General features: G+C 49.3%; 27 protein-coding genes. 16 read left to right on the top strand and 11 right to left on the bottom strand.

The genetic code is table 11. The features are described 5' to 3' along the window. The first annotated feature begins 140 nt into the window (after nucleotides 1–140). Genes ACJAZW_RS00680 through ACJAZW_RS00670 form a run of 3 tightly spaced genes read left to right on the top strand, consistent with a single transcriptional unit; the run spans nucleotide 141 to nucleotide 4,857 of the window. Nucleotides 141–1,931 carry an FAD-dependent oxidoreductase gene (locus ACJAZW_RS00680; protein WP_415154924.1) on the top strand — a complete coding sequence of 597 codons (1,791 nt, stop codon included), beginning with the start codon at nucleotides 141–143 and terminating at the stop codon, nucleotides 1,929–1,931. Continuing rightward, on the top strand, nucleotides 1,928–3,808 hold the full coding sequence (locus ACJAZW_RS00675; protein WP_415154923.1) for a 2-oxoacid:acceptor oxidoreductase subunit alpha: 1,881 nt from the start codon (nucleotides 1,928–1,930) through the stop codon (nucleotides 3,806–3,808). The genes ACJAZW_RS00680 and ACJAZW_RS00675 overlap by 4 nt, the downstream gene beginning before the upstream one ends. Beyond that, nucleotides 3,808–4,857, top strand: a complete 1,050-nt coding sequence (locus tag ACJAZW_RS00670) for a 2-oxoacid:ferredoxin oxidoreductase subunit beta (protein ID WP_415154922.1) — start codon at nucleotides 3,808–3,810, stop codon at nucleotides 4,855–4,857. The genes ACJAZW_RS00675 and ACJAZW_RS00670 overlap by 1 nt, the downstream gene beginning before the upstream one ends. Nucleotides 4,858–4,942: 85 nt before the next feature. Here ACJAZW_RS00670 and ACJAZW_RS00665 read toward each other — a convergent pair whose 3' ends face one another. From ACJAZW_RS00665 to ACJAZW_RS00630, 8 genes are all read right to left on the bottom strand, one after another. Then, nucleotides 4,943–6,127: a YncE family protein gene (locus ACJAZW_RS00665; RefSeq protein WP_415154921.1), complete on the bottom strand. Its 1,185-nt coding sequence runs from the start codon at nucleotides 6,125–6,127 to the stop codon at nucleotides 4,943–4,945. A gap of 237 nt (nucleotides 6,128–6,364) precedes the next feature. Continuing rightward, on the bottom strand, nucleotides 6,365–6,937 hold the full coding sequence (locus ACJAZW_RS00660; RefSeq protein WP_415154920.1) for a DsrE family protein: 573 nt from the start codon (nucleotides 6,935–6,937) through the stop codon (nucleotides 6,365–6,367). Between the two features lie 45 nt (nucleotides 6,938–6,982). After that, complete coding sequence (locus ACJAZW_RS00655; RefSeq protein WP_415154919.1) at nucleotides 6,983–7,300, bottom strand: c-type cytochrome; 318 nt, start codon at nucleotides 7,298–7,300, stop codon at nucleotides 6,983–6,985. Nucleotides 7,301–7,362: 62 nt separating this feature from the next. Next, nucleotides 7,363–7,974 (bottom strand): c-type cytochrome, encoded by a 612-nt coding sequence (locus tag ACJAZW_RS00650; protein ID WP_415154918.1) that lies wholly within the window; start codon nucleotides 7,972–7,974, stop codon nucleotides 7,363–7,365. A gap of 105 nt (nucleotides 7,975–8,079) precedes the next feature. Continuing rightward, nucleotides 8,080–9,522, bottom strand: a complete 1,443-nt coding sequence (locus ACJAZW_RS00645; RefSeq protein ID WP_415154917.1) for a YncE family protein — start codon at nucleotides 9,520–9,522, stop codon at nucleotides 8,080–8,082. 432 nt (nucleotides 9,523–9,954) lie between these two features. Continuing rightward, nucleotides 9,955–10,629, bottom strand: coding sequence for a GntR family transcriptional regulator (locus tag ACJAZW_RS00640; RefSeq protein WP_415154916.1), 675 nt, complete (start codon nucleotides 10,627–10,629; stop codon nucleotides 9,955–9,957). A 4-nt stretch (nucleotides 10,630–10,633) separates the two neighbouring features. Further along, the gene (locus ACJAZW_RS00635) at nucleotides 10,634–11,656 is read right to left on the bottom strand and encodes a Gfo/Idh/MocA family protein (protein WP_415154915.1); all 1,023 of its coding nucleotides are present in this window, start codon (nucleotides 11,654–11,656) and stop codon (nucleotides 10,634–10,636) included. A 1-nt stretch (nucleotide 11,657) separates the two neighbouring features. Further along, nucleotides 11,658–12,740, bottom strand: a complete 1,083-nt coding sequence (locus tag ACJAZW_RS00630) for an isocitrate/isopropylmalate dehydrogenase family protein (RefSeq protein ID WP_415154914.1) — start codon at nucleotides 12,738–12,740, stop codon at nucleotides 11,658–11,660. Nucleotides 12,741–12,866: 126 nt separating this feature from the next. Here ACJAZW_RS00630 and ACJAZW_RS00625 point away from each other — a divergent pair, with 126 nt between their 5' ends. The 7 genes from ACJAZW_RS00625 to otnC all read left to right on the top strand — a co-directional run bounded on the left by ACJAZW_RS00625 (nucleotide 12,867) and on the right by otnC (nucleotide 18,724). Next, a complete protein-coding gene (locus ACJAZW_RS00625; RefSeq protein WP_415154913.1) occupies nucleotides 12,867–13,871 on the top strand; it encodes a TRAP transporter substrate-binding protein in 1,005 nt (334 codons plus the stop codon). 69 nt (nucleotides 13,872–13,940) lie between these two features. After that, the gene (locus tag ACJAZW_RS00620; protein ID WP_415154912.1) at nucleotides 13,941–14,489 is read left to right on the top strand and encodes a TRAP transporter small permease; all 549 of its coding nucleotides are present in this window, start codon (nucleotides 13,941–13,943) and stop codon (nucleotides 14,487–14,489) included. Beyond that, a complete protein-coding gene (locus tag ACJAZW_RS00615) occupies nucleotides 14,486–15,769 on the top strand; it encodes a TRAP transporter large permease (RefSeq protein ID WP_415154911.1) in 1,284 nt (427 codons plus the stop codon). The genes ACJAZW_RS00620 and ACJAZW_RS00615 overlap by 4 nt, the downstream gene beginning before the upstream one ends. A 9-nt stretch (nucleotides 15,770–15,778) precedes the next feature. Further along, on the top strand, nucleotides 15,779–16,066 hold the full coding sequence (locus tag ACJAZW_RS00610) for a putative quinol monooxygenase (protein ID WP_415154910.1): 288 nt from the start codon (nucleotides 15,779–15,781) through the stop codon (nucleotides 16,064–16,066). Then, a complete protein-coding gene (locus tag ACJAZW_RS00605; protein WP_415154909.1) occupies nucleotides 16,066–16,857 on the top strand; it encodes an N-acyl homoserine lactonase family protein in 792 nt (263 codons plus the stop codon). Before ACJAZW_RS00610 ends, ACJAZW_RS00605 begins: the two co-directional genes overlap by 1 nt. A gap of 3 nt (nucleotides 16,858–16,860) precedes the next feature. Continuing rightward, nucleotides 16,861–18,087, top strand: coding sequence for a 3-oxo-tetronate kinase (gene otnK, locus ACJAZW_RS00600; RefSeq protein WP_415154908.1), 1,227 nt, complete (start codon nucleotides 16,861–16,863; stop codon nucleotides 18,085–18,087). After that, nucleotides 18,080–18,724, top strand: a complete 645-nt coding sequence (gene otnC / locus ACJAZW_RS00595; RefSeq protein WP_415154907.1) for a 3-oxo-tetronate 4-phosphate decarboxylase — start codon at nucleotides 18,080–18,082, stop codon at nucleotides 18,722–18,724. The genes otnK and otnC overlap by 8 nt, the downstream gene beginning before the upstream one ends. Before the next feature lie 169 nt (nucleotides 18,725–18,893). Here otnC and ACJAZW_RS00590 read toward each other — a convergent pair whose 3' ends face one another. Both ACJAZW_RS00590 and ACJAZW_RS00585 read right to left on the bottom strand, forming a co-directional pair. Continuing rightward, nucleotides 18,894–19,514 (bottom strand): TIGR02466 family protein, encoded by a 621-nt coding sequence (locus tag ACJAZW_RS00590; protein ID WP_415154906.1) that lies wholly within the window; start codon nucleotides 19,512–19,514, stop codon nucleotides 18,894–18,896. Between the two features lie 158 nt (nucleotides 19,515–19,672). Beyond that, nucleotides 19,673–20,077, bottom strand: a complete 405-nt coding sequence (locus tag ACJAZW_RS00585; RefSeq protein WP_415154905.1) for a MerR family transcriptional regulator — start codon at nucleotides 20,075–20,077, stop codon at nucleotides 19,673–19,675. An 87-nt stretch (nucleotides 20,078–20,164) separates the two neighbouring features. Between ACJAZW_RS00585 and ACJAZW_RS00580 the strand changes: the two genes are divergently transcribed. The 6 genes from ACJAZW_RS00580 (at nucleotide 20,165) to ACJAZW_RS00555 (ending at nucleotide 24,547) form a co-directional block, all read left to right on the top strand. Further along, nucleotides 20,165–20,563, top strand: a complete 399-nt coding sequence (locus ACJAZW_RS00580) for a mercuric transporter MerT family protein (protein ID WP_415154904.1) — start codon at nucleotides 20,165–20,167, stop codon at nucleotides 20,561–20,563. 18 nt (nucleotides 20,564–20,581) lie between these two features. Further along, complete coding sequence (locus ACJAZW_RS00575; RefSeq protein ID WP_415154903.1) at nucleotides 20,582–20,869, top strand: cation transporter; 288 nt, start codon at nucleotides 20,582–20,584, stop codon at nucleotides 20,867–20,869. A gap of 5 nt (nucleotides 20,870–20,874) precedes the next feature. After that, nucleotides 20,875–21,084, top strand: coding sequence for a mercury resistance system transport protein MerF (gene merF / locus ACJAZW_RS00570; RefSeq protein WP_415154901.1), 210 nt, complete (start codon nucleotides 20,875–20,877; stop codon nucleotides 21,082–21,084). Nucleotides 21,085–21,108: 24 nt separating this feature from the next. Then, the gene (gene merA / locus ACJAZW_RS00565) at nucleotides 21,109–22,533 is read left to right on the top strand and encodes a mercury(II) reductase (RefSeq protein WP_415154899.1); all 1,425 of its coding nucleotides are present in this window, start codon (nucleotides 21,109–21,111) and stop codon (nucleotides 22,531–22,533) included. 104 nt (nucleotides 22,534–22,637) lie between these two features. Continuing rightward, entirely contained in the window at nucleotides 22,638–23,309 is a 672-nt protein-coding gene (locus ACJAZW_RS00560; RefSeq protein ID WP_415154897.1) for a cytochrome c biogenesis protein CcdA, read from the top strand. Beyond that, a complete protein-coding gene (locus ACJAZW_RS00555) occupies nucleotides 23,306–24,547 on the top strand; it encodes an MFS transporter (RefSeq protein WP_415154895.1) in 1,242 nt (413 codons plus the stop codon). Before ACJAZW_RS00560 ends, ACJAZW_RS00555 begins: the two co-directional genes overlap by 4 nt. An 85-nt stretch (nucleotides 24,548–24,632) precedes the next feature. Here ACJAZW_RS00555 and ACJAZW_RS00550 read toward each other — a convergent pair whose 3' ends face one another. Continuing rightward, entirely contained in the window at nucleotides 24,633–25,370 is a 738-nt protein-coding gene (locus ACJAZW_RS00550; protein WP_415154893.1) for a DsbA family protein, read from the bottom strand. Nucleotides 25,371–25,374 lie beyond the last annotated feature (4 nt).

Below are 25,374 nucleotides of genomic sequence, written 5' to 3'. Positions count from 1 at the left end.
AGAAGTTACTGACACAGGTGCGAGCTTTGTACATTCCAGCGGCCTGCAACCTGAGAACAGGGTCTTTACACAACTGGTTTTCTAGCGTTTTGTCTATGTATGTGTTGTAAACCTTTTGACGCGTGCGCAAGGATGCGGAAATGAAACCGACCGATACAGACAACCCCGAGTATTTTCATAAGGTTGTCGATTGCCAATATGCCTGTCCCGCGCATACGCCGGTGCCCGCCTATATCCGCCTTATCGCTCAGCAACGTTACACCGATGCTTATCTGGTCAATTGGGAGAGCAATGTTTTTCCTGGCGTGCTTGGCCGGACCTGTGACCGACCTTGCGAACCGGCTTGCCGCCGCGTTCGGGTTGAGGAAGAACCAGTCGCTATTTGCCGCTTAAAAAGAGTAGCCGCAGATCTTAAAGATGATGTCGCAGAACACTTGCCTAAGGCTGGTCCTACGAATGGCAAAAAAATAGCGCTGATCGGGGGCGGTCCATCATCGTTGACAGTTGCGCGTGATTTGGCCCCATTGGGTTACGAACTGCATTTGTATGATGCCCAAGACAAGGGCGGCGGGTTCATGCGGTCGCAAATCCCCTCTTTCCGACTTCCTGAAAGTGTCCTCGACGAAGAAGTTGGCTATATCATGAATATGGGCATCAACGCCCACTTCGACACATTTGTTGACAGCATGTCTGAGTTACTCGCCAAAGACTATGATGCCATCTTTGTTGGCAGTGGTGCGCCACGCGGGCGCGATTTGCCGGACCTGCCGGGGCGCGAAGAAGCCAGTGCGAATGTTCACGTAGGCCTTGACTGGTTATCTAGTGTCGCGTTCGATCACACAGAGAAGATCGGCAAGCGCGTGATCGTCTTGGGCGGTGGCAACACGGCCATGGACTGCTGTAGAACTTCGCGCCGCCTGGGTGGTGAAGATGTGAAAGTCATTGTTCGCAGCCCATTTGCTGACATGAAAGCCTCTCCTTGGGAGAAGGAAGACGCCCTGCACGAAGGCATCCCAATCATAGATAATCATGTGCCCAAAGAGTTCGTGGTTGAAGACGGCAAGCTTGTTGGCATGACTTTCGAAAAAGTCGAGGCGATATATCACGACGACGGGCGTCGCGAACTGGTCCCAACCGGCGAAGAACCCGTTTTTGTCCCTTGTGACGACGTGCTGATCGCAATTGGGCAGGAGAACGCATTTCCCTGGATTGAGCCTCATACAGGCATCAATTTTTCCAGTAGGGGGGTGCCAATGCTGGACGCAAAGACACTGCAATCTAGTCGATCGGAAGTCTTTTTCGGAGGCGATGCAGCGTTTGGTCCGAAAAATATCATAACCGCTGTAGCTCATGGTCACCAAGCAGCCGTGTCGATTGATCTTTTCTGTCAGGGAAAAGACCTCAGTCAGCGCCCGTCGCCACACGTGAACTTGGTCAGTCAGAAAATGGGTATCCATGAATGGAGCTATGACAGTGCTCCGGTCGACGATAAGCGAGTGGCGGTGCCACTGGTCAATCTGGAAAACGCGTTGCAAGATCGAGCGCTTGAGGTTGAGCTCGGGTTTGACGCCGAGACAGCCTTTATCCAAGCGGAGCGGTGCCTGAATTGTGATGCCCAAACAGTATTCAGTGCTGGAGATTGCATTGAGTGTGATGCTTGTGCCGATATTTGCCCAACCAGCTGCATTAGTTTTGTCGAAAACGGGCCTGAAGACGATCTGCGCAGCCGACTTAAAGTGCCCGCCGAAAATCTCGAGCAGGACATTTATGTCTCGGATAAGCTGCAAACAGGCAAAGTCCTGATCAAGGACGAAGATGTTTGTTTGCATTGTGGTCTGTGTGCCGAACGTTGCCCTACCGCTGCTTGGGACATGCAGATGTTCTTTTACAATGTTGCCAAGGCGACACCTGACCTGGTGGAAGTCGAATGAAACATATTGAAGGCGTCAACGATTTTGTTGTGAAGTTGGCCAACGTAAACGGTACCGGATCGGCTAGTGCAAACCATTTGTTTGCCAAAGCAATTTTCCGCATGGGTATTCCGGTGAGTCCGCGCAACATTTTTCCATCGAACATTCAAGGCTTGCCCACTTGGTACGAGGTGCGGGTCAGTTCCAAAGGATATTTAGGGCGTCGCGGCGGTATAGATCTTATGTTGTCCATCAATCCTCAAAGCATGGAAAAGGATGTCGCCAGCGTCGAGCCCGGTGGCTATTTTGTATATGATTCCACAAAACCTTTGGCGCAACACCTGAAGCGCGATGACATCAGCTATTTCGGCATCCCGTTGACACAAATGTGCATGCGTGAATACGAAAACCCACGCCTGCAACAATTGCTTAAAAATGTTGTTTATGTGGGAGCGTTGGCCGCGCTCTTGAACATAAAGTTTTCAATACTCAAAGATCTATTGAGCGTCCAATTCAAGGGCAAGGAAAAACTGATATCGTCAAATGTCCATGCGCTTGAGATGGGCTACCAGTACGCCACTGAAAATTTCAATTGCCCGCTACCTATTCGATTGGAAGCCGGTGGCAACGCCGCGCCGCATATCCAGGAGAGCGAACATATCCTAATGAACGGTAATACGGCGGCAGCTTTGGGCGCGATCTATGGTGGCGCAACTGTTGCGGCCTGGTATCCAATCACCCCATCAACTTCAGTGGTGGACGCATTTTCCAAATATGCCGAGCGCATGCGAATTGACCCCGGTAGCGGCAAGAAGAACTTTGCGATTGTTCAAGCCGAGGATGAACTTGCGGCTATGGGTATGGCAATCGGGGCGGGGTGGAACGGCGCGCGCGCGTTCACGGCCACATCTGGACCCGGCCTATCATTGATGAGCGAATTCTTAGGGCTTGCCTATTTCGCAGAGATTCCTGTTGTGTTGATTGATGTTCAGCGTTCGGGTCCGTCGACCGGAATGCCAACCCGTTCACAGCAATCGGATATCTTGGCCGCAGCATACGCTAGCCACGGTGACACCAAGCATGTGCTGTTATTCCCCGCAACGCCGCGCGAGTGTTTTGATATGACGGTTCAAGCTTTCGACCTTGCAGAACAATTGCAGACACCGGTGATCATTATGTCAGATCTTGATCTGGGCATGAATGATTGGATGTCGCCCCCTTTGGAGTGGGACGATAATTACCGAATGGACCGGGGCAAGGTACTGGATGCTGAGGGTTTAGATAAAGCGGAAAAATGGGGCCGCTATTTGGATGTGGATGGCGATGGAATTTGTTATCGGACTTTGCCCGGCGTACATCCTGAAAAAGGAGCCTATTTCACCCGGGGGTCTTCAAAGAATGAAATGGCGGTCTATTCGGAAAGCGGCGAAGACTATGTCAAGAACATGGATCGGTTGCTGCGTAAATTTGAAACCGCTAAAGCCTATGTTCCGGCACCAAAGACCCATCCACCGATAAAGGTGAAAAAGCTGAAGACCAAGAAAAAGCTAGGCGCTTTGTTTTTTGGCACTTCGGCTTCACCCGCATATGAGGCGGTGGAAATGCTTGCCGACGAAGGCTATTTGATCGAGACGATGCGGATCCGCGCTTTTCCGTTCCATGAAAGTTTGGACGAGTTCATCCACACGCATGAGCAGGTATTTGTGATCGAGCAGAACCGCGATGGGCAAATGCGACGTCTGATCATAAATGAATGCGAGATACCGCCTGGAAAGCTCACCCCTGTGCTGAGCTATTCGGGCACGCCGATCACTGCGCGGATGATCGCCGACAATATCCGCAAAGCGCTGAACACTCAAAGCGCCGAAGTTGTTGCCCTGCATCCGGAGACAGTCTGATGAGTTACATACAGCCAAAATTTCGCCACCCGAACCTGCCAACAAATGCGCTTGGCTATACGGTTGCAGATTATGACGGAGCAATTTCGACGCTCTGCGCGGGCTGCGGCCATGACAGTATTTCAGCGGCGATCCGCAACGCGTGTTTCCTGTCATCACTCCCGCCACATCGGATCGCCAAAATTTCCGGCATTGGCTGCTCTTCGAAAATGCCAACCTACTTCCTCAACAAGAGCCACGGGTTCAATTCTGTCCATGGCAGAATGCCCTCAGTTGCCACCGGTGCCAGTCTTGCCAATCGTGATTTGACCTATATCGGTGTTTCAGGCGACGGCGATACCGCCTCGATTGGCATGGGTCAGTTTATTCATCTGGTTCGGCGAAATGTGAACATGACCTACATCGTCGCCAATAATGGTTGTTATGGACTAACCAAAGGTCAGGACAGCGCCACCGCTGATTTGGGTTCTGTTAGCAAATATGGCAACACAAATCCTTTCGATGGCATCGACCTTGCTAGTCTTGCCTTGCAGCTTGGCGCGAGCTTTGTTGGCCGCAGCTTCTCGGGTGACAAAGAGCAGTTAGAGCCTTTGATCCGCGCCGCCATGGCACACAACGGCTTCGCATTCATAGATGTAGTTTCGCCTTGCGTGACGTTCAACAACCATGTCGGCTCTAGCAAGAGCTATTCCAATACGCGAGATCATTTGGATATGATGCCGCTCGATTTTGTACCAATGCGTGAAGAAATTCGCACTCAATATGATGCTGGTACCAGCCAAGGTGTTACATTGCATGATGGGTCGGTAATACATCTGCACAAAGCTGGTTCCGCCTACCAAACGGGTGACCGCAATGGTGCTATTGCTGCTGTGCAATTGGCAAAAGATGAAGGTCGAATTTTGACGGGCCTTTTGTTCCTGGACCCAAATTCTCAGGATTTGAACCAGGTTCTAAAACTGGCGACGAAGCCGTTGAATGAGCTTGGTAAGGACGAACTTTGCCCCGGCAGCCGCGTTCTAAACAGCATCAATGAAGGTTTGCGATAGGGTTGTGAATTGGCGTTGATTGAAGAGGGTAAGGGTTAAGCGTTTTGATCAGCTGCATTTACTGCAGCTGATCAAATGCTTGGACCTAGTATTGTACAAACCGAACGGTGTGTACGTCGCCAGGCATGACAAGTCTTTCTGTGACCGTGTCAGTTTCAACGTCGATAATTGACACTTGATTGCCCCGGTTTTCACCGACCCAAACTTCACGACCATCGGGAGAAAGGAAAAGGTGATCTGGTTGTTCACCGACTTCCACTTCACCAACGAGTTTCTTGGTTTGTGTGTCAACCACGAAAACAGATGTCGAAGCTTCCTTTGGGCCATAAGTTTTGCTTGCGGCGTAGAGTTTTTTCCCATCAGCAGTCAAGACCAACCCGTAAGGAGAGCCAGGCAGTGATACAGAACCAACAACGGTGTCTTTTTCATCACCCTGACCGATCTTTATCTCGGTAACGGTTCTATCTTCAAGGCTTTCATCTGCGCTTCCGCCATTGCTGACCCACGCAGTGGTGCCATCATTTGAGAAGGCCACCCATATCGGCTTAACCCCAACTTCGATGACTTGCACTTCCTTAAATGTTTTCAGATCGACTTTGGAAATCCAACCATTGCGGCTGCGAATATGTGGCGCGACGGTCACATAGGCATACGCACCATCTGGTGTTGACCAAGACGAATATGCTTTTCCGCCCACAACATAATAAGGGATGGTACCAATAACGGCATTTTCATTGTTTGGGTCGAGAAGAACCTGACCCAACTCCGGAGAACCAGTGTCGACCATTACAAACTGATCGTTACGTTTGATGCTTCCTTCGTCGATATGATGCTGTCTAGCACCCAGGTCTAGGGTCTGCGCCAATTTCAATGTACGTCCATCTAAGACATGGAGTTTCTTTGATTTCCCCGGCAAGCTCGGCACATAAATCCATTCACCGTTTGCAGAAATACCAAGTCCATGACTTTGATAACCCTCGGGCATTGGAACCGCAACCTGGGCCAGTATTTTGCGCGTTTCAACGTTCACAACTGTGATGAAATTGGATGCAGCGGGGCTGTCATATGCCATGCCCGATTGCACATATGCCAACAGATCACCCTCGCGGATTTCGTAAGCAGCGGGCCCACCATGTTCAAAATTCTCAAAGACCACCCCATAATCGGGTGCGTCTTGAGCAAAAGCCGTTATATTGAGGGTTGAAAGTAGCATCGTGCAAGCAAGAGTTCCAACAAGGAAGGCTGCACCATTCTGTCGTTTGAATGACATCGTCTTTTCTCCGTTCAGATTATTAGACGTTCATTACCTCGCAGAGCATTGTTATCAGAATCTCCAGTTTAATTCTATGTGACATATTGATACTATTGCTAGTTTCTGTTGATTTGCATCAAATATAATTGTCAATATTTGTTGTATCTTCACCCTGCTATGAGTTTCACTTGTTCTTTGCTTGTTTAGTTGAAATTTTATACTAAACGAGACGATTTAGCTGACCTTGCGTGAATTCTACATGCATGCATCAATATCAGTGTCGGGATCGCATTCGGGTTCTTCGTCCATACTGGTTTCTGACATTGTCGATTTCACTTTCTCTGGCCGCGCTGGTGCAATCATGGTTGCAACGCCATCCGGTGGTCCAAAGCTGAGCACCACGTCCGCCACATCAAGCGCATCAAGCAACTCAAACGCATTGGTTTTTGAAATCCCGTCGATCATGGCGTCGATTGTGATGTTTTGATTGGTCAGGCAAATCTGACACACAACGACCTTCGCCCCCGCATCCATTGCCTGGCGCAACATTTCCGGACCGCTGGCATTGTAGGGCGCAAATTTGGGACCTTGTGCGCCAATTTTACCCAAATTGAGAGCGCTGGACAAAAGCGAAATTTGCACTGTTCTGCCAGACTTTTGCGCAGTGATTGCAAGATGAAGCGCGGCACCAGCGATCGGCATCTCGGCGCTGCTTAGTATGAATATATAGTTTGTTTTCTTGTCGGCTTCCTGTGCCATAAGTGGCGCAGTTCCCAACAAAAATAAAGGAATGAGCAATCCTAGCACTCGAAATATTCTGGTGAGCATCGTTCATTCCTTTCTTAACATCGAAGGTGTGCAAATTGCCCGCTGCTAGTGATCTAAAAAGCTGAGATAGGCGACGACTTGATCAATTTCTTCATCGGTTAATTCAATGAAGGTCATGTCTTCGTTATAATCAAGCTGATCGCGAATTGAGTCTGCATCCATGCCCGTGATCGCTGGCGCGCTGTCGCCCTGCCCATCGGCGCCATGACATGCAGAACAGCCAACATCACCGGCCGTTTCTTCAAATATGATTTTGCCGGCGGCAGCTTCTGGGCTCAATTCAGCAGTGCCAGCAAATACAGGCGTGGCGAGGAAAAGCAGAATGGCGATATATGCCCGTTTTGAAATTTTCAAAAACCTCATTATTTCATCTCCTTGTTTTTAGACCTAAATGCGTAGCAAAAACGGTTGCCACCAAATGATAGTTAGTGTGTTTCAAGATCGTGCAAATAGTTCAAATATGCCGCCACTGAGTCGACTTCAACTCGAGTGAGCTTGATAAAGCCCATCGCAGGATTGTCCAATAATTGCTCATAGATGTCGGCAGTTTCCTTGCCAACAATATTGGGCCCAATGTCGCCCTGCGCGTCAATACCGTGACATTCTTGGCAGCCAACACCGCCAGCAGTTTCTTCAAACAGGACTTTGCCCGCCGCAACTTCTGGATCAAGCAATACTTCCTCGGCATAGGTTAAGTAGCCCAAATAGGCGACAATCGCTTTTCGTTCCTGTTTATTGAGTTCGATAAAACCCATCATCGGCACTGCACCATCAAGTGCTGCATCTACTTCGGATTTTCCGGCGCCACGAATATATGGCGCTCCTGCATCTGGGTCACCCGTGGCCAGCAAGCCATGACAAGCCGCACAGCCAACACCACCTGCCGTTTCGTCATAAATGATGCGACCCTCATCAATCAGAGCGTCGTTTTCAGCATCTGCGTACGCTGCAGTCGACGCGAATAGTGCCCCCCCCACAAAGGCCAGCGCGATCAATATTTCGATCAATAAAGACCTGTTTTTTTTGCAGGTTTGCATAATTAAAATCCCTTAGAATTTGGCATTGCGTTTCTAGTTTCGCTCACCAGCCGGAAAATAAAAATGTTCGCGCCAATTGAATTGGCGCGAACACATAGACCAAGTCTATTTTTTGGCAGATTCAGCTTTTGCTGCACGTACCATATCGCGCATTGTTTCAGACTTAACGCCACCTTGGTCACTCATCACTTCACCAGTGAAATCAGCATTGTAGCGAACAAATGCACCATTGTGAGTGTCACCACCGTGTGGAGTGGGTATCCAAGCTTTTGGCTTGAATGTTTCCAGATCAAGAACGATTGTTTCCCAACCATTCATGTTTGAAACCCAAAGTTCGTTGAGCTCTTGAATTGGGTTGAGGATCGCATGATCAACACTTGATGCAGACCCACCCAAAACGATTGGTTGCGGATCAATAGCGCGTGTTGGGCGGAATGTTTTGGTGTCAATTACACCAAGCACAGAACCCTTATTGTGTGATCCTTCACCCTTGCCAATCGTGAACAGGAAGCTTTCGTCCCAGTTCGCTGCTATGCCATATGGTCCGGCAACGCCAGCACTTGACTGACCAACAACTTCGTCGATCTCATTGTCGATCTTATAGACCATGCTGCCATGTCCATCGACCACATAGGTGAACCGTCCGTCGACATCGTGGGTGATGCCAATAGGGTGGTTGCCTGTTCCCATGATGTTGGTCACCGCGCCTGTGTCTAAGTTGACTTTGGCAACGCCGGCGGCGTTGTGAGAATCGGACTCGCGTATTTCAGGTGAGCCGATTGACACATAGAGTGTTTTCCCATCAGGACTAGGTGTAGTGAAGGGGTGTCCCATGACTTGAACGTCGTCATATGTGATCGACCGTTGAACGCGGTTGTTATCTTTTGGATCAAGAATGTAGTGAGGTCCACCATTGGCACCGAAACCAAACATCAAAACGACGCGGTCATTGCCGTCAACATCCGTCCAAGACTGAATGTGGTGGAGCCGTTGAGCCCTTTGCTCTCCTCTAAAACGTGATTCTTGTTTGAGCAGCTTGTCGAGTTTTAGAGTTTGCATATTCACGACAGCAACATATGACGTATATTTGGTCGCGCTGTCATCAACTTCTGACCAGCCAATATATGCCCATTTGCCGTCAGGCGATGTGGTTACGCCGTGCGGTGCGGTGCGCAAATCTTTTGATTTTGGAGTGGTCACACCAATAAAGTTGGCAACTTCTTCCTTGGTCCTTGCATCAATCAATTGGAAGCCAGCAAAGCCGCCTTCAATAGTTTTGTTTGGATTTGGGTTGGAGTGGCTTTCGCTGGTGATATAGACCATTGGGTGGTCCGCTGGATCCCAGGCGTTAGGTCCGCTGGAATCAAACTGAGCAACCAAGAATAGTCCACCCCGTTCTGATTCTGCGCTTGACCAATCTATCGTCGCTGCTTGCGCAACAGCGGAACTGAAATCAGCGCGTGCTGTCACCTGCGCCTCGGCCGTTGCAGCCATCGCCATTAAGGATGCGCCTGCTAGGAGTGCGGTGAGAAGGTTACGTTTTTTCATCTTTAGTCCCCTTAGAATGTGCCAGCCTATGCGCGGGGGAAAACCATCTGCCCTCGTGAAGGTCAGCGACCTCTTTTTAGGGGAATAAGAGGCAAGCAATGTGATTCAAATCAATTTGCATACGGCAGAATGCAACAATCAACGCAATGCGACAATCTGTCCTGATTTCAACTTTTTTTTGTCACTTAAAATGTCAGGCCTGTTCGCTAAAACACGTCTGGTTCAAGTTGTTTTCCGTAAACCGCGTGGCTTGCAGTTTAGTGACAGTTATTGCTCAAGCCCAAAAGGACGTAAGCAGGAGCAGTTCCGATATTGTTCGATACTTCCTGATCGGAGCTCGCAAATGTCGGCGACCGCCAATAGGTATCTATCTTTCAAGGTCACATAAGCGGTTAAACCATTTATGCCAGATGTCCCGCAATCGGAGTACGGCTAGACATGTTTTAGACCATGTTTGTGTAGCAATTCAACCAGCATTTTTCTGGCGTTTGAACGATGCTCATGATGAATCCTAAAAGCAGATTCAGAATCGCCGACTGCAATTGCTTCTAGCACGGCGCGGTGATCGGCATTGGATTTTTCAGGCAACGGACGAATGTATAAGGTCATGGCGCGCGCGCGTCTCACCTGATTATTGAAATTCGCAATGATCGAAATTACACGACTATTTCCGCCCAAACGCACCAGTTCAGTGTGGAAGTCCTCGTCAGCTTGCGCCCATTTCTCGCGATCACCCTTGTGCAGGGCCTTTTCCATATCTTGAATTGAAGCGGCGAGCTTTTTTAAGGCAGAATTTGGGTATCCGGCATCGGCAGCACGTCGCGCCGCTAGGCTTTCTAGTTCTGTAAGCAGCTCATAAATTTCATCCATGTCTGCGACCGACAGAGATAGAATACGCACACCTTTTCGCGGCCGAACGTCCAAGAGCCCTTGGCCGGCCAGCATAAGCGTTGCCTCTCGCACCGGGGTGCGGGACATACCAAGCCGCTCGGCAAGTTCTGTTTCCAAGTGGTCTGACCCGGCGGGCAACTCGCCAGAGAATATCAGTTGTTTCAAGCCATCCATTGCGATCAGCGTTTGAGATTTTGTGCGGTTGCCTTGGGTCACGGCGTTATAGTTCCACTTTTCTATGCTCAGAAGCAGATCGATAGACGGCTTCTTCGATTTCAATGATTTTTAAATATTGGTGCGCTTCATTTTCTAACTTAGCGCCATGCACTAGTCCATCAATTACGTGTTTTTGAAGTGCATAAACACAGTCGCCTGCAAAGCCGGGGCGCCGCTTTTCTTCCATCAAAACCGCTTCGGTCTGCGCGCCAAACTTGCGCAATGTCACCGAACCATTGCCATGAAGATATATTGTGCCTTCAGTCCCTTCGACAAGCGCCTCGCCAAATGTCGTGCGACAGTTCTTCGCGTTGTGATCAAGCAAACGATTTCCATCGAAAAGTGCTCTCTTGCCGTTATCATATTCAAACAACATGAACCCCGCATCTTCACCTTTTAACACCGGGTTAAGTTGGCGAAGATCTGCATAAACACTTTTTGGCGCGCCAAACAGATACTGAAACGTATCCACCCAATGCGCGCCAGTTTCGTGGATCAGCAACTGCTCCATTTCTCTGAAAAACGGCTGACGGTCGAGATAGGCGTCTTTGCCCTGACCGTCGCCCGTGCGCAGACGGAATGTGAACTGTAAGAGCTCACCGATCACACTTTCTTCGAGCTTAGATTTGATCAAGCGATACCATGGTTGAAAGCGAAAGTTTTCGTGGATTACCAAGGGAATATCTGCGTCGGCGGCCAACTTGGTTGCCGCTTTTGCGTCCTCAATGTTCTCACAAAATGGTTTTTGGCAAATAATGGCTTTCACCCCAAAGTCCACCGCCTGTTTTATCGCCGCCAAGTGGGTGATGGGCGGCGTAATAATATCAAGAATGTCCGCTTTTGTTTGATTGAGCATGCTCGCGACGTCCGCGAATTTCGCAATCCCTAAATCTGGAATATTGGCCTGATTGCGATTTGCGATGCCAACCAGCTCTGCGCCCGAGATACGACCCCAAGCGTCAAAATGAAACTGGCTGAAATATCCAGCCCCATAGCAGGCTACTTTTAGCGGATTTTCATTTGCCATCTTAAAGTCTTTCCAATACCGCTTCGCCTGCTTGGGTCGTGTTTGAGCTGCCGCCAAGGTCTCGCGTTGCCTTTGTGCCGTCAATCACAACCGCATCAACTGCGTCACGCAGCCGCCGTGCATCTGTAACCATAGCCTCGTTAGACGCCTTCAGCCCGAGCCACTCTAACATCATGGCTGCAGACAAAATCATTGCAAATGGATTTGCGATGTTTTGACCCGCAATATCCGGAGCAGAACCATGACAAGGTTGGAAAACCGCATTGTCTTTACCAATGTCAGCAGATGGCGCGAGGCCAAGCCCGCCCATCAACCCAGCACCAAGATCAGACAATATGTCGCCAAACATGTTTTCAGTAACCAAAACGTCAAAGTCCCAAGGCTTGGTCACCATCCACAGGGCCGTTGCATCAACGTATGCGTGGTTGGCTTTGAGGTCTTTGTGGTGAACGGCTTCTTTATCAAAGATATCACGGAAAAAAGCGAAGGCGCGGAACACATTTGCCTTATCGACGCATGTGACTTCACCCTTACCGTGGCCCAATTCTTTCCTTTGTCGGGCCAGGGAGAAAGCGAACTTGAACAGATCTTCGCTGGTTTCCCGCGTGATCATCATTGTTTCGCTGGCGCTGTCTTTTGTGACTACACCTTTGCCCTGACTATAAAACAGACCTTCTGTGCTTTCGCGAATGAGGACGAAGTCAATTGACTGGCCACCGGCTAGTTTAAGTGGGGTGTTTTGTCCGGCTACGATGCGTACAGGGCGCACACCGGCGAAGAGGTTCAATTCTTTGCGCAGATCAATTTGGGGGGAAATTTCGGTGCCATCCTCGTAGCGTACGGTTGGCAAGCCCATTGCTGACAACAAAATGGCGTCGGCGTCTCTAGCCATCTTTAAGGAAACACTTGGCAACGCTTCTCCTGTCTCAGCGTAGTGGCGTGCGCCTGCCTCGGCGTAGCAGAACTCAAATCCATAATTTCCATTCGTTGTGGCGAGCTTTTTAAGAATATCGACTGTCGGGGCCATTATCTCGGGCCCAATGCCATCTCCGTTAAAAACTGCGATATTGAAACTCTCGGCCATTTTCGTCCCTGACTGTTATTTGCTGTCTTTTTTGGTGCACCAACAAACTCATTGATTTGTTGACAGTGCATTATTTAATGTATACGCAGTGTAATGCAACAAAAATTTTCGTTCGGGAGGAACAAGATGAAGAAATTGGTTTCAACGCTTGCAATCGCAGTAAGTCTAGTCGCAGCATCAAGTCTGGCAGCGAGTGCAGCCGTGGTGCTGAAATTCAGTCATACAGATAACCCCGGCGGCTCACGTCAGGCTGCCGCTGAGGTTTTTGCAGAAAAAGTAGCTGAATATACAGAAGGTCGTTACGAAGTTCGGATTTTCCCAGCGGGTCAACTGGCAAATGATCCTAAAGCAATTGAGCAACTTCAACTTGGCGGTGTTGATTTTACTGTTTCCGCCACAGGCTCTTATGCAACACACCTTCCATCGCTAAACCTAACAGCGATGCCATTCCTAGTAGATACATATGAGCAAGGTTGGGAACTTTATGACAATTCAGCGTGGCTCCAAGGCGAATTTGCGAAACTGCCTGAAAAAGGTTTCCGGGTTCTTGCCACTTGGGAAGCTGGGTTTAGAAGCTTTACAACGAAAAATGCGTTGAATTCGCCAGCAGATGCTGTTGGTCAGAAAATGCGGGTATATCCAAATGATATGATCCGCTGGTCAATGGAAGCCATTGGGTTCCAGACCGTGGTTATGCCGATTACTGACGTGTATTTGGGCATTCAACAAGGCACGGTGAACGGTCAAGAAAACCCAGTTGATACGATCAACTCACTTCGTTTCTACGAAGTTGCGCCAAACATCACTTTGACACGGCACGTTTATAGCCCGCTTCCACTCACTGTTGCTGAAGCAACTTGGCAAAAGTTCTCAGACGCAGATAAAGAAGCCGTGCTTAAAGCTGCCGCAGAAGCCGCAGTGTTCAGCCGTCACCTCGTGAAAAACTCAGTTGATAGCCAGCTTGAAGAAATGAAAGCTGCAGGCGCAATCATAAATGTACCAACAATCGGTCCATTCCGTGATGCTGTATTCTCAGTTTATGACAAAGCCCGTGGCGTTTATGGTGCAGAACAGGTCGATCAGATCTTGCAAGATGCTGCAGATATACGCGAAGCATTTCCAGCGATGTAAGCTAGAGATACCCCAATAACTTAAAGCCGGGGCACAGATTGCCCCGGCTTACCCATTCGGAGGAATAGAATGGATTTTCGCCCCCTGTACCCCGCCATTCTTCGCGGCCTGAGCGCGCTAATTGATCTACTTTTGATCATAGCAGGCGCATCAATTGTCATTTTGGTCTTTGTTAATGCCGCCCTGCGCGGGTTCGCTGGTTTTGATCTTGCATGGTCGCTTGAAGTGACCGCATTTTTGCTCTTGTGGGTAACATTTTTAGGTTGCGCCGCAGCTGTAGCGCGCGGTGCACATATGCGGGTCACAGAAATTGTGGAAGCTGCGTTGCCCAAAACCGCAAAACTTTGGCTTGCACGCATTATTGACCTCGCGATCATTGCTCTTCTGATCAGCCTTATCATCACAGGCGCGTCAATTTCGAGCCACACATGGGCGCAAAAAACCACTGTTCTTTACTGGCCTGTTGGGCTGCTATACGCTTCCATGCCTGTTGGCATTTTCCTCAGCCTCGTTTTTCATCTCTACAATGTGGGCCTCGATTTTTTTGCACCACAACTTATCAAAGAACATCTTGAGCCGCATCACAATGACGGCGCAGATCTTGAGGATTTGGCATGACCCTGCTGTTCGTCGTTTTTGTCTTTCTGACTACCGTCTTTCTTGGTGTACCGCTGGTTTGGGCCATCCTGATTACCGCTGTATTGCCAGTCATCGTTTTTGATCTTGGTTTTCCCCTTCAAGCGCTTTACCTGAATTTTATCGGCGGGGTCGAACCCAACCACTTCATTGCCATTCCACTCTTCATCATCGCTGGCGAACTTATGAGTCGAGGTGGCGTTGGTTTGCGCATTATCAATTTCGCCCGCGCCGCATTCGGCTTTATGCCCGGTGGATTAGGCATGGTGGTTGTTGGCGCATCTATGATTTTTGGCGGCATTTCAGGTTCCGCCATCGCCGATAGCGCGGCCATTGGCTCCGTGATGATCAAAAACATGGCCAAACAAGGCTATGACAAAGGATTTTCTGCTGGGCTAGTCGCCGCTGCAGGCACCATCGGCATTATTATTCCGCCCTCAATCCCGATGCTGATTTATGGTTTTGTGGGCAACGTGTCCGTAGCAGACCTATTTTTGGCAGGCATGGTGCCGGGTATCATTTTTGGTGTCTTCTTTATGGGGGTGTGTTTTTACGTCGGTAAATCCACGGGCTGTGATCCGGGCGGACAAACTGTATCCCGGCGGGAACTTTTAGCTTCATTTATAAGCACAGCACCTGCTTTGTTCATGCCCATTCTCATATTGGGTGGCATTTTTACCGGATGGGTTACCCCAACAGAAGCAGCTGCGCTCGCCGTGGTCTATGGTTTGATCGTCACGATCTTTGTGTACCGCGATTTTCACATCAAAGACTTGCCGAACCTTCTTGTCGACGCCTTTATTACGAGCGCGGTGGTTATGGTGGTCATTGGCGCAACAACCGTTTTGGGTTGGCTGATTACTCTTGAACAAATGCCGCAGATCCTTGTGGCCTTCGTGCAAGAGTTTTCCAATAGCCCTTGGATGTTCCTCTTGTTGGTCAACATTGTATTACTTGTGCTCGGTCTTGTTCTTGACCCGGTTCCGGCAATCTTGCTCACGGCACCATTATTCCTACCAACGGCTCAAACTTTTGGCGTTGACCCTGTGCATTTAGGTGTCATCATGACGTGCAACGTGGCTGTTGGACTGTTCACACCACCAGTAGGGGCAACGCTATATGTGGCGTCTCGAATATCCGGGGTAGGTGTGTTGTCCATCGCGCGCAAAATGGCGTTGCTCTATTTCGCTGCAATTTTGGCGCTCGGTTTGGTCACCTATGTACCTGCGGTCTCTATGACAATGGTTTACCTGTTTAACTAGGAACAAATTATGTACGCAGTAATCGTTCAGTTTGACATTCTTCCTGACCATTTTGAACGGTTTCTACCGCTCATGCAGCAAAACGCACGCGCTTCGGTTTCATTGGAACCGGGGTGCAAACAGTTTGATGTTTTAACAGATCCCAGCCGCCCAAACGAGGTTGCGCTTTACGAAATCTACGATAGTGCAGCGGCGTTTCAGGCGCATCTGAAGAGCTCTCATTTCTTGGCGTTTGACCGCCAAATTTTTGATATGGTTTTCGGCAAGTCCGTAAAAACATATGAACAGGTGCTTTGATGTCGAATTGGGAAGTTTTCGCGGTAAAATACGCCGAACGCAACGCGCGCACGCGGGCGGATAGTTTTATTGACGATCCACATCACGACACCCCGCACGCAATGGATTATTTTGTGTGGGTACTCAGGCGCAATGATCAAATCATACTCGTGGATACTGGCTATGATGCACAAGAGGGCCAGCGACGTGGTCGTCCTATTTCCGTCGACCCACGCGAGGCACTAAGGCCCTTGGGTATTGAGCCAGAGGCGATTGACCGCGTTATTGTGACCCATCTCCACTATGATCATGCTGGCGGGTTGGCGCTGTTTCCAAATGCAAAACTCTATTTACAAGAAAAGGAAATGGCGTTCGCAACTGGCCCATGCATGTGCGATTCAACATTAAGGGCTCCATTTACTGCTGACCATATTTGTGAAGCGGTGAAACGGGTCTATAGTGGTCGGGTCGAGTTCACCGACGGCGATGCTGAAATCGTAGATGGTGTCACCGTACATTGTATCGGTGGGCATTCTCGTGGTCTGCAATCTGTACGCGTTCGCACGAACGCTGGCTATCTATGTTTGGCCTCAGATGCTGCGCATTACTACGAAAATGCTTACGACAAAAAGCTGTTTCCAATCGTTGTCGACAAAGAAAACATGCTGGCGGGTTTTGACAGATTGCATGAACTTGCCTCTTCTCATCAACTTATTATCCCCGGCCACGACCCACTGGTCCGTGAGCGCTTTGAAAATGTCATCGCGCCAAACATCTTCCGTTTGGACTTGGGACCGATAAAGGAATTTTAGGCCATGAAACTGGGTGTTATTGCTGACGACTTCACGGGGGCGTCTGACATAGCTTTGATGCTGAGAACAGGTGGCATGAGTGTCACACAATTTGTCGGCATTCCAACGTCAACTTACGCCGACGTTGATGCAGGCGTGATTTCCCTAAAGTCGCGGACTTGCCCGCTTGATCAGGCGATTGAGCAGTCTTTGGCAGCTGCTCGCTGGTTGCGCTCAAAGGGCGCGGAACAGATCATCTTCAAAGTATGCTCGACGTTTGATTCAACGTCTGCCGGTAACATCGGACAGGTTGCTCAAGCGCTCGCCGACGAGATGGGCGAAGAACATGTTTTGGTTTGCCCAGCATTTCCCAAAAACGGCAGAAGTGTCTATCAAGGACACTTGTTTGTCGGCGATAAATTGCTGAATGAAAGCGGGATGCAAAACCACCCCCTCACTCCGATGACCCGACCTGACATACGAGAAATTTTGAGCCAACAAACTGACTGGCAGATCAAACACATTGCCTATCAGACAGTGTCCCAAGGCAGCCCCGCAATCAAAAGTAGTCTCAGTGAGCGCGCTATGTATGTGATCGACGCCATTTTGGATCAAGATTTGGTGCAAATTGGCGCTGCTGCCAAAGGAAGAAAAATGTTGGTCGGCGGTTCTGGCATCGCAATGGGCGTGCCAGCGAATTTTGAAACATCAACCGCTAAAACTGCATGGGCAGGCCAACCCGGCAAAGCAGTAGTCCTATCTGGCTCATGCTCAATCGCCACGCGCGCACAAGTCAAAGAATATGCGATCAATCATCCTTCAATGGAGCTGACGGCCGAAAAAATGCTCGCTGGCGCCTACATTATTGATGATCTTGTCAATTGGACGATGGAACAAACGGAGGCTCCGTTGCTCTATTCTTCCGCTGATCCCGAAATAGTCAAAGCCGCACAAAACAAGTTTGGTTTGGAGAAATCCGCGACTGCGTTTGAACATTTTTTTGCCCAATTCGCTGCCGCGTTTTTGAAAGCCGGAGGGCAAAGAATTGTTGTGGCGGGTGGCGAAACATCTGGTGCTGTTGTTGAAGGACTTGAGGCAGAGGCACTTGAAATTGGCCCCGAAATAGCGCCCGGCGTACCCGCACTAAAAGTTGTCGGCAAAAATGCTGCGATTGCCTTGAAATCGGGGAATTTCGGGCAGCCCGACTTTTTCAGCAGAGCCCTAAAGGTCCTCGGTGAAGCCGATGAGTGATGCGTCTCACAAAAAGGAACAGCTTTGCCTTTGGGCAAAATCAATGTTCGATCGCGGATTAACTTGCGGTTCATCTGGAAATATTTCTGTCCGTCTTGATGACGGCGGCTTGCTGGTCACACCAACCGGAAAGTCGATGGGCTTTCTTGATCCAGCGGAGATCAGTCATTTCTCCGAAGCTGGTACATTGTTGAGTGGTTTGGCACCGACAAAAGAAATGCCACTGCACAGCGCTTTTTACGAAACAAGAACAGGTACAGGTGCTGTTGTTCACCTGCATTCGACCCATTCCGTGGCCATGTCAATTTTGCCTGACACCGATCCAAACGACGCACTTCCTCCGCTAACAGCCTATGGGGTAATGAAGTTGGGCCGTGTTAAATTGCTACCATTCTTTATGCCTGGCGATCCAGAAATGGGTGCCGCGATCCGCGGCCTTGCAGGCAAGCGCAACGCAGTTCTACTGGCGCACCACGGCCCTGTGGTGGCAGGAAAGGACCTAGAAGCAGCTGTATTTGCAATGGAAGAGTTGGAAGAAAGCGCCAAACTAGCACTTTTGACCAGAAGCCTTTGCCCGACCAGCCTCTCAATGCTTCAGATCGAAGCTTTGGTGAAGCGTTTTAACATCGATAAATGAGCGCAGCCTATTGAACATACTTTGAAGTTAATGAGCACGATGAAAGGTAAATGGGCCCGCGCCGTTCATCGGTTCTTGACATGTAGGCGTATGTTGGGCCAACAACTGCTCGACAGTATGGAGCTTGTGTAGAGTTCAGAAATTACGGTAGGTGGGGCATGTGGTGCCTTTAGTGCCAACTATAATTGAAGCTGATACTGATCCGCTCTTCTTCTGCCATGTTCATCGGCACTTCGTGGCGTAGCCAGCTTTCCCAAAGCAGAACATCGCTCACTTCTGGTGCAACATAAATAAAATTGCGCAATTCGCCCCGAGCATCGGTTTTGCGTGTCGGTGCGGCCATCATCATAGCCAAACGCGGATCTTCGAACTTGATGGCACCAGCCCCGTTGGGCACAGCGACATAAGTTGTGCCGCTGATCACGCTGTGGGGGTGGATATGCGATGTGTGAATACCACCTTCAGGCAGAATATTGATCCATAAACTGTCCATTTTCAGCTTCTTATCACCAAGATCAAACTCAAGGTCCTTGGAAAATGCTGCGACGTGTTGATCAAGGATTTTCGTTAGTTTCTTGAAGATAGGAAATCGCCAGGGCAGGTCGTCCAGCGAGGCATAACTGGTATAACCTGGAAAGCTGTTTTCCTCACACCATTTCTGCCCGGCCTCATCATCGCCGGCAATCGACAAGCATGTGGCTTCAAGCTCTGATGCGTCCAACGTTTTGCCGAGTTCACACAGGGTCGCGTGATAAAGGCGGGTAACAAAAAGAGAATCGATCTTTGACATGATCATTCATAACTCAGCCCGGGGCACGAGATCAATGGACAGCGCACCAAGGCATCAACCGTTAAGAAATATAGTATGGTCTGAGACCGGCCTGACCAATTAGGCAATTGCCTTGATCAACCCATTGGAACCATGTCGTTGGCCGCTGCACGCGCGGTTCAAATCTCTAGCAGCGTGTCGACAATTGGGCATTCAGGCACATCACCGCAGCTGCATTGTGCCACCATGGTTTCAAGTAGGTTTCCCATTCTTTGTAGATCAAGGATTTTATCTTTGACCTTACTTAGGTGAGTGGTTGTCAGCTTATTGACCTCTGCGCATGTCTGCGTTTTGCTGTCGGTCATCGCCAGAAGCGACCGAATTTCTTCAATTGAAAACCCGAGTTCGCGACAACGTTTGATGAAGGCCAAACGCTTAAGTTGATCATAGTTATATTGCCTGTTCCCGCCCGACGTGCGGTCCGGTTTTGGCAAAAGTTCTATGCGCTCATAATAACGTACCGTTTCAATATTTACCCCTGTGGCTGTTGAAACGTCGCCAATCGAATAGCCTTTTCTAGTCATCACAAATCCTTGATCGAGAATTTTCTTGCATCTGTAGCAGCTACAGATCGTAGCTTAGCACATGTACTTGCAAACCAGAGGTAACAAATGAGCGAGAATTCAGTTCAAGCCGCGCTGCCCGCAACCGTAGACCAAGAGAAAGTCAAAACCGGATTGGTTGCGACCGGTGGTATTCTCGCAGCACTTGCGGCATCAACTTGCTGCATTGTACCATTGGTCTTGTTCAGTCTTGGAATTGGTGGCGCTTGGATCGGGCAATTGACCGCCTTGCAACCCTACAAACCTATCTTTATCACCATTACTTTGGGCTTTCTCGTGTACGGCTATTGGCTTGTCTATAAGCGGTCAAAAGTTAAGTGCGACGATGACCAAGCCTGCGCGCGACCGCTGCCCAATTACTTCGTAATGGGTGGTTTGTGGTTTGCAACAATCCTTGTCGGCCTTTCAATCGCGTGGCCTTACATCGTGCCGCTCATTCTCAGCTAATTGTCCTGGAGATCCCAAATGAAGAAAATTTTAATGATCGCGTTGTTCGGCTTTATTGCCCCTTTTTCATCTTCTTTTGCAGCGGAGCAAACAGTGCAGCTTTCCGTGCCGGGCATGACGTGCGCAAGTTGTCCGTTCATCGTCAAAGGTGCGATCTCGCGGCTTGATGGTATTATCGACGTTCAAACAAGTCTTGAAGACTTGTCAGCGATCGTGGTGTTTGAAGATACGCTGACCTCAATCCAAGACATCATCAATTCAACCGTTAGCGTTGGTTATGAATCTTCGGTGGTTGATCCGGCTTAGGACAAGTGGACAAGAATAAACTTCTAACAGTCGGGATCGTTGGCACCATAATAGCCGCATTGTGCTGCTTTACGCCGATCCTCGTCATTTTGTTTGGCGTCGTTGGCCTATCGGCACTTGTTGGGTATTTGGACTATGTCCTGTTTCCAGCACTCGCGATCTTTATCGCCCTTACTGGCTATGCGCTTTGGCGAAAACGAAACCAATCTAAATAATTTTGAACACTATGAGGTTCTTCAATGGCTGACTGCTGCGATACCAACAATCAAAAATACGATATTGCCGTCATAGGTGCTGGGTCTGCGGGTTTTTCTGCTGCAATTACGGCAGCAGACAATGGTGCTCGTGTAGCGTTAATCGGGCATGGCACGATTGGTGGCACCTGTGTAAATGTCGGGTGTGTGCCGTCAAAAGCGTTGATACGTGCAGTTGAACCTTTGCACGTTGCAACTTCGGTAAAGCGGTTTGATGGCATTGAAGTGACGTCCAAAGTTACAGATTGGTCTGCGGTTGTTCGCCAAAAACAGCAACTTGTGGATGACCTTAGGCAAGCCAAATATGCCGACCTTTTACCTTCATATGAAAACGTAGATTACATTGAAGGGCAGGCATCTTTTAACGACGAGGGCCAACTCACACTCGACGGAAAGTTATTTGAAGCCGCAAAAATTATCATCGCTTCAGGAACACGGCCTGCTGTTCCAACGATTAGCGGAATTGACAATGTGCCATACTTGACCAGCACAACCGCGTTAGAGCTTGAAGCGCTTCCAAAGTCACTATTGGTGATTGGGGCTGGCTATATAAGCGCAGAAATTGCACAGATATTTGCACGCGCTGGCGTTGAAGTAACCATCATCAGTCGTCGCGGTTTGCTCCCAGAGGCCGAGCCAGAAATTGGTGAAGCGCTCACCGGTTACTTTGAGGATGAAGGCATCAAAGTCATCAGCGGCATCACCTATGATCGCATAGAAACAGATGGCGACACTATTAGTCTAATTGTTTTTGATGGTGCAAACCCGCGTACAATCAAAGCAGAGCAGGTGATGATAGCAACTGGCCGCACGCCAAACGTTGAAAACTTGAACCTAAGCGCAGCGGGCATTGACCTTAACGAACATGGTGGCATCAAAGTTGATGCGCATATGCTTTCGACAAAAAATAATGTCTATGCGGCTGGCGATGTCACCGGCACTGACCAATTTGTCTATATGGCCGCTTATGGCGCAAAAATTGCGGCCAAAAACGCGATCATCGACGCCAAACTTGCATACGACAACATGGTAATGCCAGCAGTTGTTTTTTCAGATCCGCAAGTGGCAAGCGTTGGCTATACTGAGGCACAAGCAATTGCAAAAGGCTTCTCGGTTAAAACGTCTGTTTTGACGCTAGACAATGTGCCAAGAGCGCTTGCTGCGCGGGATACACGAGGGCTGATTAAACTGATTGCCAACAAGGAAAATGGTATTTTGCTCGGCGCACATATACTTGCACCTGAAGGCGCAGACAGCATCCAAACGGCAGCATTGGCCATTAAATGCAACATGACCTACCAAGAACTTGCCGACATGATTTTTCCATATCTGACAACCGTCGAAGGGCTCAAACTTGCAGCGCAAACATTCGACATGGATGTGAAAATGCTGTCGTGTTGTGCGGGCTAGACCAGCATGTATCTGTTATCGTTAATATCCAAAGCGACGATTTTCTGGCAACTTGACCTTCCCCTCACAGGATAGGTTAGCGTTAAATCAAGGCGACGGAGTACATGGAATTTACAACGCTTGAATTTATTCTTCTACCAATTGGTTTGGGCCTTTTAGGTTTCATTGAGCCATGCACGATCGGCGGGCATCTGTTGTTTCTTGAAACTCAGGCTGATCGATCCCGCCGTGAAAAACTAAACGCCGTTCTGACTTTCGTTGCTACTCGGGCGCTCGTGTCAGGACTGTTTGGGGCGGTAATCGCATTTCTAGGTCAAGCGATCATCGGCATACAGACCAGCTTTTGGCTGGTATTCGGGGTGATATATTCTGCCATTGGAATTGCGTTCTTGATTGGCCGGTCGGGTCTCATTAAGCACAGAATCAGCCTGGCACCTGCCGCATGGAAGCGCGCTCGGAACCCCATTGTTCTCGGGTTGGCATTCGGTCTAAACATCCCGGCATGTGCTGCGCCAATTGTTTTCGGGCTGTTGGGACTTGCTGCAACCACTGGAACGGTGACTACCGGTTTTTTGATGATGTTCCTTTTTGGTTTGTTTTTATCGTCACCACTCGCGTTATTTGCCGCAGTCCCCAGGCTTGCCTCATGGCTCGAAACATTGGGAACAAAAATGAAGCGGATGCGATGGCTCATCGGTGTTGTTTTTGTTGTGCTCGGGCTCTGGTCAATTTGGTTTGGGCTTTATGTTGACCCCATAAACTGGTCGGGACTGTGAGTACAAAAAGCCGTTTCAAAAGTGTAGCAACCGCCGGAATTGCTTTTCAGGCAGGCTCGACGGCCATTGATTCTGCAACCATTATATCCTCGTTGGTTTATCAGCTAACTGGCAACCCGATAGCCGTTGGGGCTGTCACTGCGATCTTACGGTTCGGGTGGTTGTTCCCACAATTGATTGTTGGCTTCCTCGCTCAACGTGGCGGCTCCAGCATGCGCTACTATGTTGTTGGTGCATTTGGCCGTGCAAGCTGCATGGCTTTGCTGGCGCTTCTTCTCTTGTTCGGATCGGGCATACCCACTCAGACATTATCAATTCTGGTACTGGCAATTTGGACAGCCTACTCTTTTATCAGCGGCATTGTCGCCGTTCCCTACAATGATATTGTTGCGCGTTCCGTTCCATCAGAACTTCGAAGTCGGTTACTGGCCACTAGATTTTTTGGTGGCGGCGTTCTTGCTTTGGGCGTCGTGGCCATTGCCGAGCGCTTGACCAGCATGCTTGCTTTTCCGCTTTCCTACGCAGCAATCATCGCGATGGCGTCTGTATTGATGTATTTATCATCTGTGGTTTTTGCGGCTATGGGAGAGCCAGAAACAAGCTCAGTGACACCACAAAAACCGACTTTCTTTCAATACCTTAAAGATGGCGTGGTCGTGTTTCAAACCGACTTTAAGTTCAGAAAATTCGTCTATGCGCAATGGTGTGGTGGCGCTGTTCTCATGGCAATGCCCTTTTACATCGTGCAGGCAGATGCAAACGGGATTGATCTTGGCGACGTAACGCTATTGTTGGCAGCGCAAACTGCAGGAGCACTGATCTCGAACGTCTTGTGGGGCTGGTGGGGCGACCATCTCGGCAAAGCTAGCCTCTTGAAAAGCATTGCAGTTGCAAGAATATTTCCACCTGCGGTGATCCTGTTTCTTATCTTCAACGGAAAGCTTGATGTTGACCAGATGTTTTATGTGTTTATAGGGGTATTTTTCATTCTCGGCGCTCTTGCCAATGGCCTGACAATCGCTGTCATCGGCTTCTTGATGGAGATATCGCCTGACAACCTTCGGCCCGCATATAGTGGTTATTTCAACGCGATTACAGCGCCTGCCTTTGTGCTCCCATTGCTGGCGGGGATTGTGGCTACCTTCTTCGGGTTGACATTTGTTTTTGCCATCTCAATGATTGCTGCGCTTCTTCAAGCGTTCTTGTTGATGCGTATTGAGGCGCAACACAAGGCTTAGTGAAAATGCCTAGCGCAAGAAAGCACCACCCCATTTGAAAACCCCCAAGAGACGTTTTCGAATGGGATGAAATCCACCCAAAGAATTACTCGTTGGCTTCCTTCGAGTTTTTAACCATTTCTCGCATTTCGGACAAAGGTATCGCGCCAGGTGCAGTTTGATCGCCAATAACAAACGATGGCGTACCAGAGAAACCAAGTGCATCCGCGAGTTGCATGGACATGCCTATATGCTGGTCAATTTTTTCGCTCTGCATATCAGTTTGTAGTTTTTGCAGATCTAGCCCCAAATCGGCGGCTGCGGCCAATACAGTTTCAGGGTTTGCCTGCCGAAGGCTCATGAGGGCCCAATGCATTTCCTCATATTTGCCTTGTTCTCTCGCTGCCAATGCGGCGCGGGCAGCAAAAACCGAGTTTTCGCCCAAAATTGGCCATTCGCGATAAACCAATTTAATCTCACTATCGGTGTTGATGAGTTCTAACACGTCTGGTGCGACGCGCTTGCAGTATGGGCAATTGTAATCAAAGAACTCAACAACAGCTATTGTGCCATCGGGGTTGCCCAAAACAGGCGCGTTCGGGTCGTTCTCTAATTCCTCACGATAAAGCTCTAGCGTTAGCTTGACGTTTTCCAGTTGACGTTGCTCGTCTTGGGCGCGAAGAATTGTAATCGCCTGTGCGATAATTTCTGGATTTTCCAGAATGGCGTCTAAAGCGAGTTGCTTGATACGCGAAGCGTCGTGTTCGTCTGCGACAGCGACAGTGGAAAAGGTCGTCAATAGAGCAACAACCAGTACGGCAAAGACTTGTTTAATCATCATCATTGTT

It is taken from the genome of Maritalea sp. (assembly GCF_047634455.1).
Classification (GTDB): domain Bacteria; phylum Pseudomonadota; class Alphaproteobacteria; order Rhizobiales; family Devosiaceae; genus Maritalea.
Note: the sequence above shows the minus strand (reverse complement) of the source record. Positions and strands in the feature narration are given on the sequence as shown.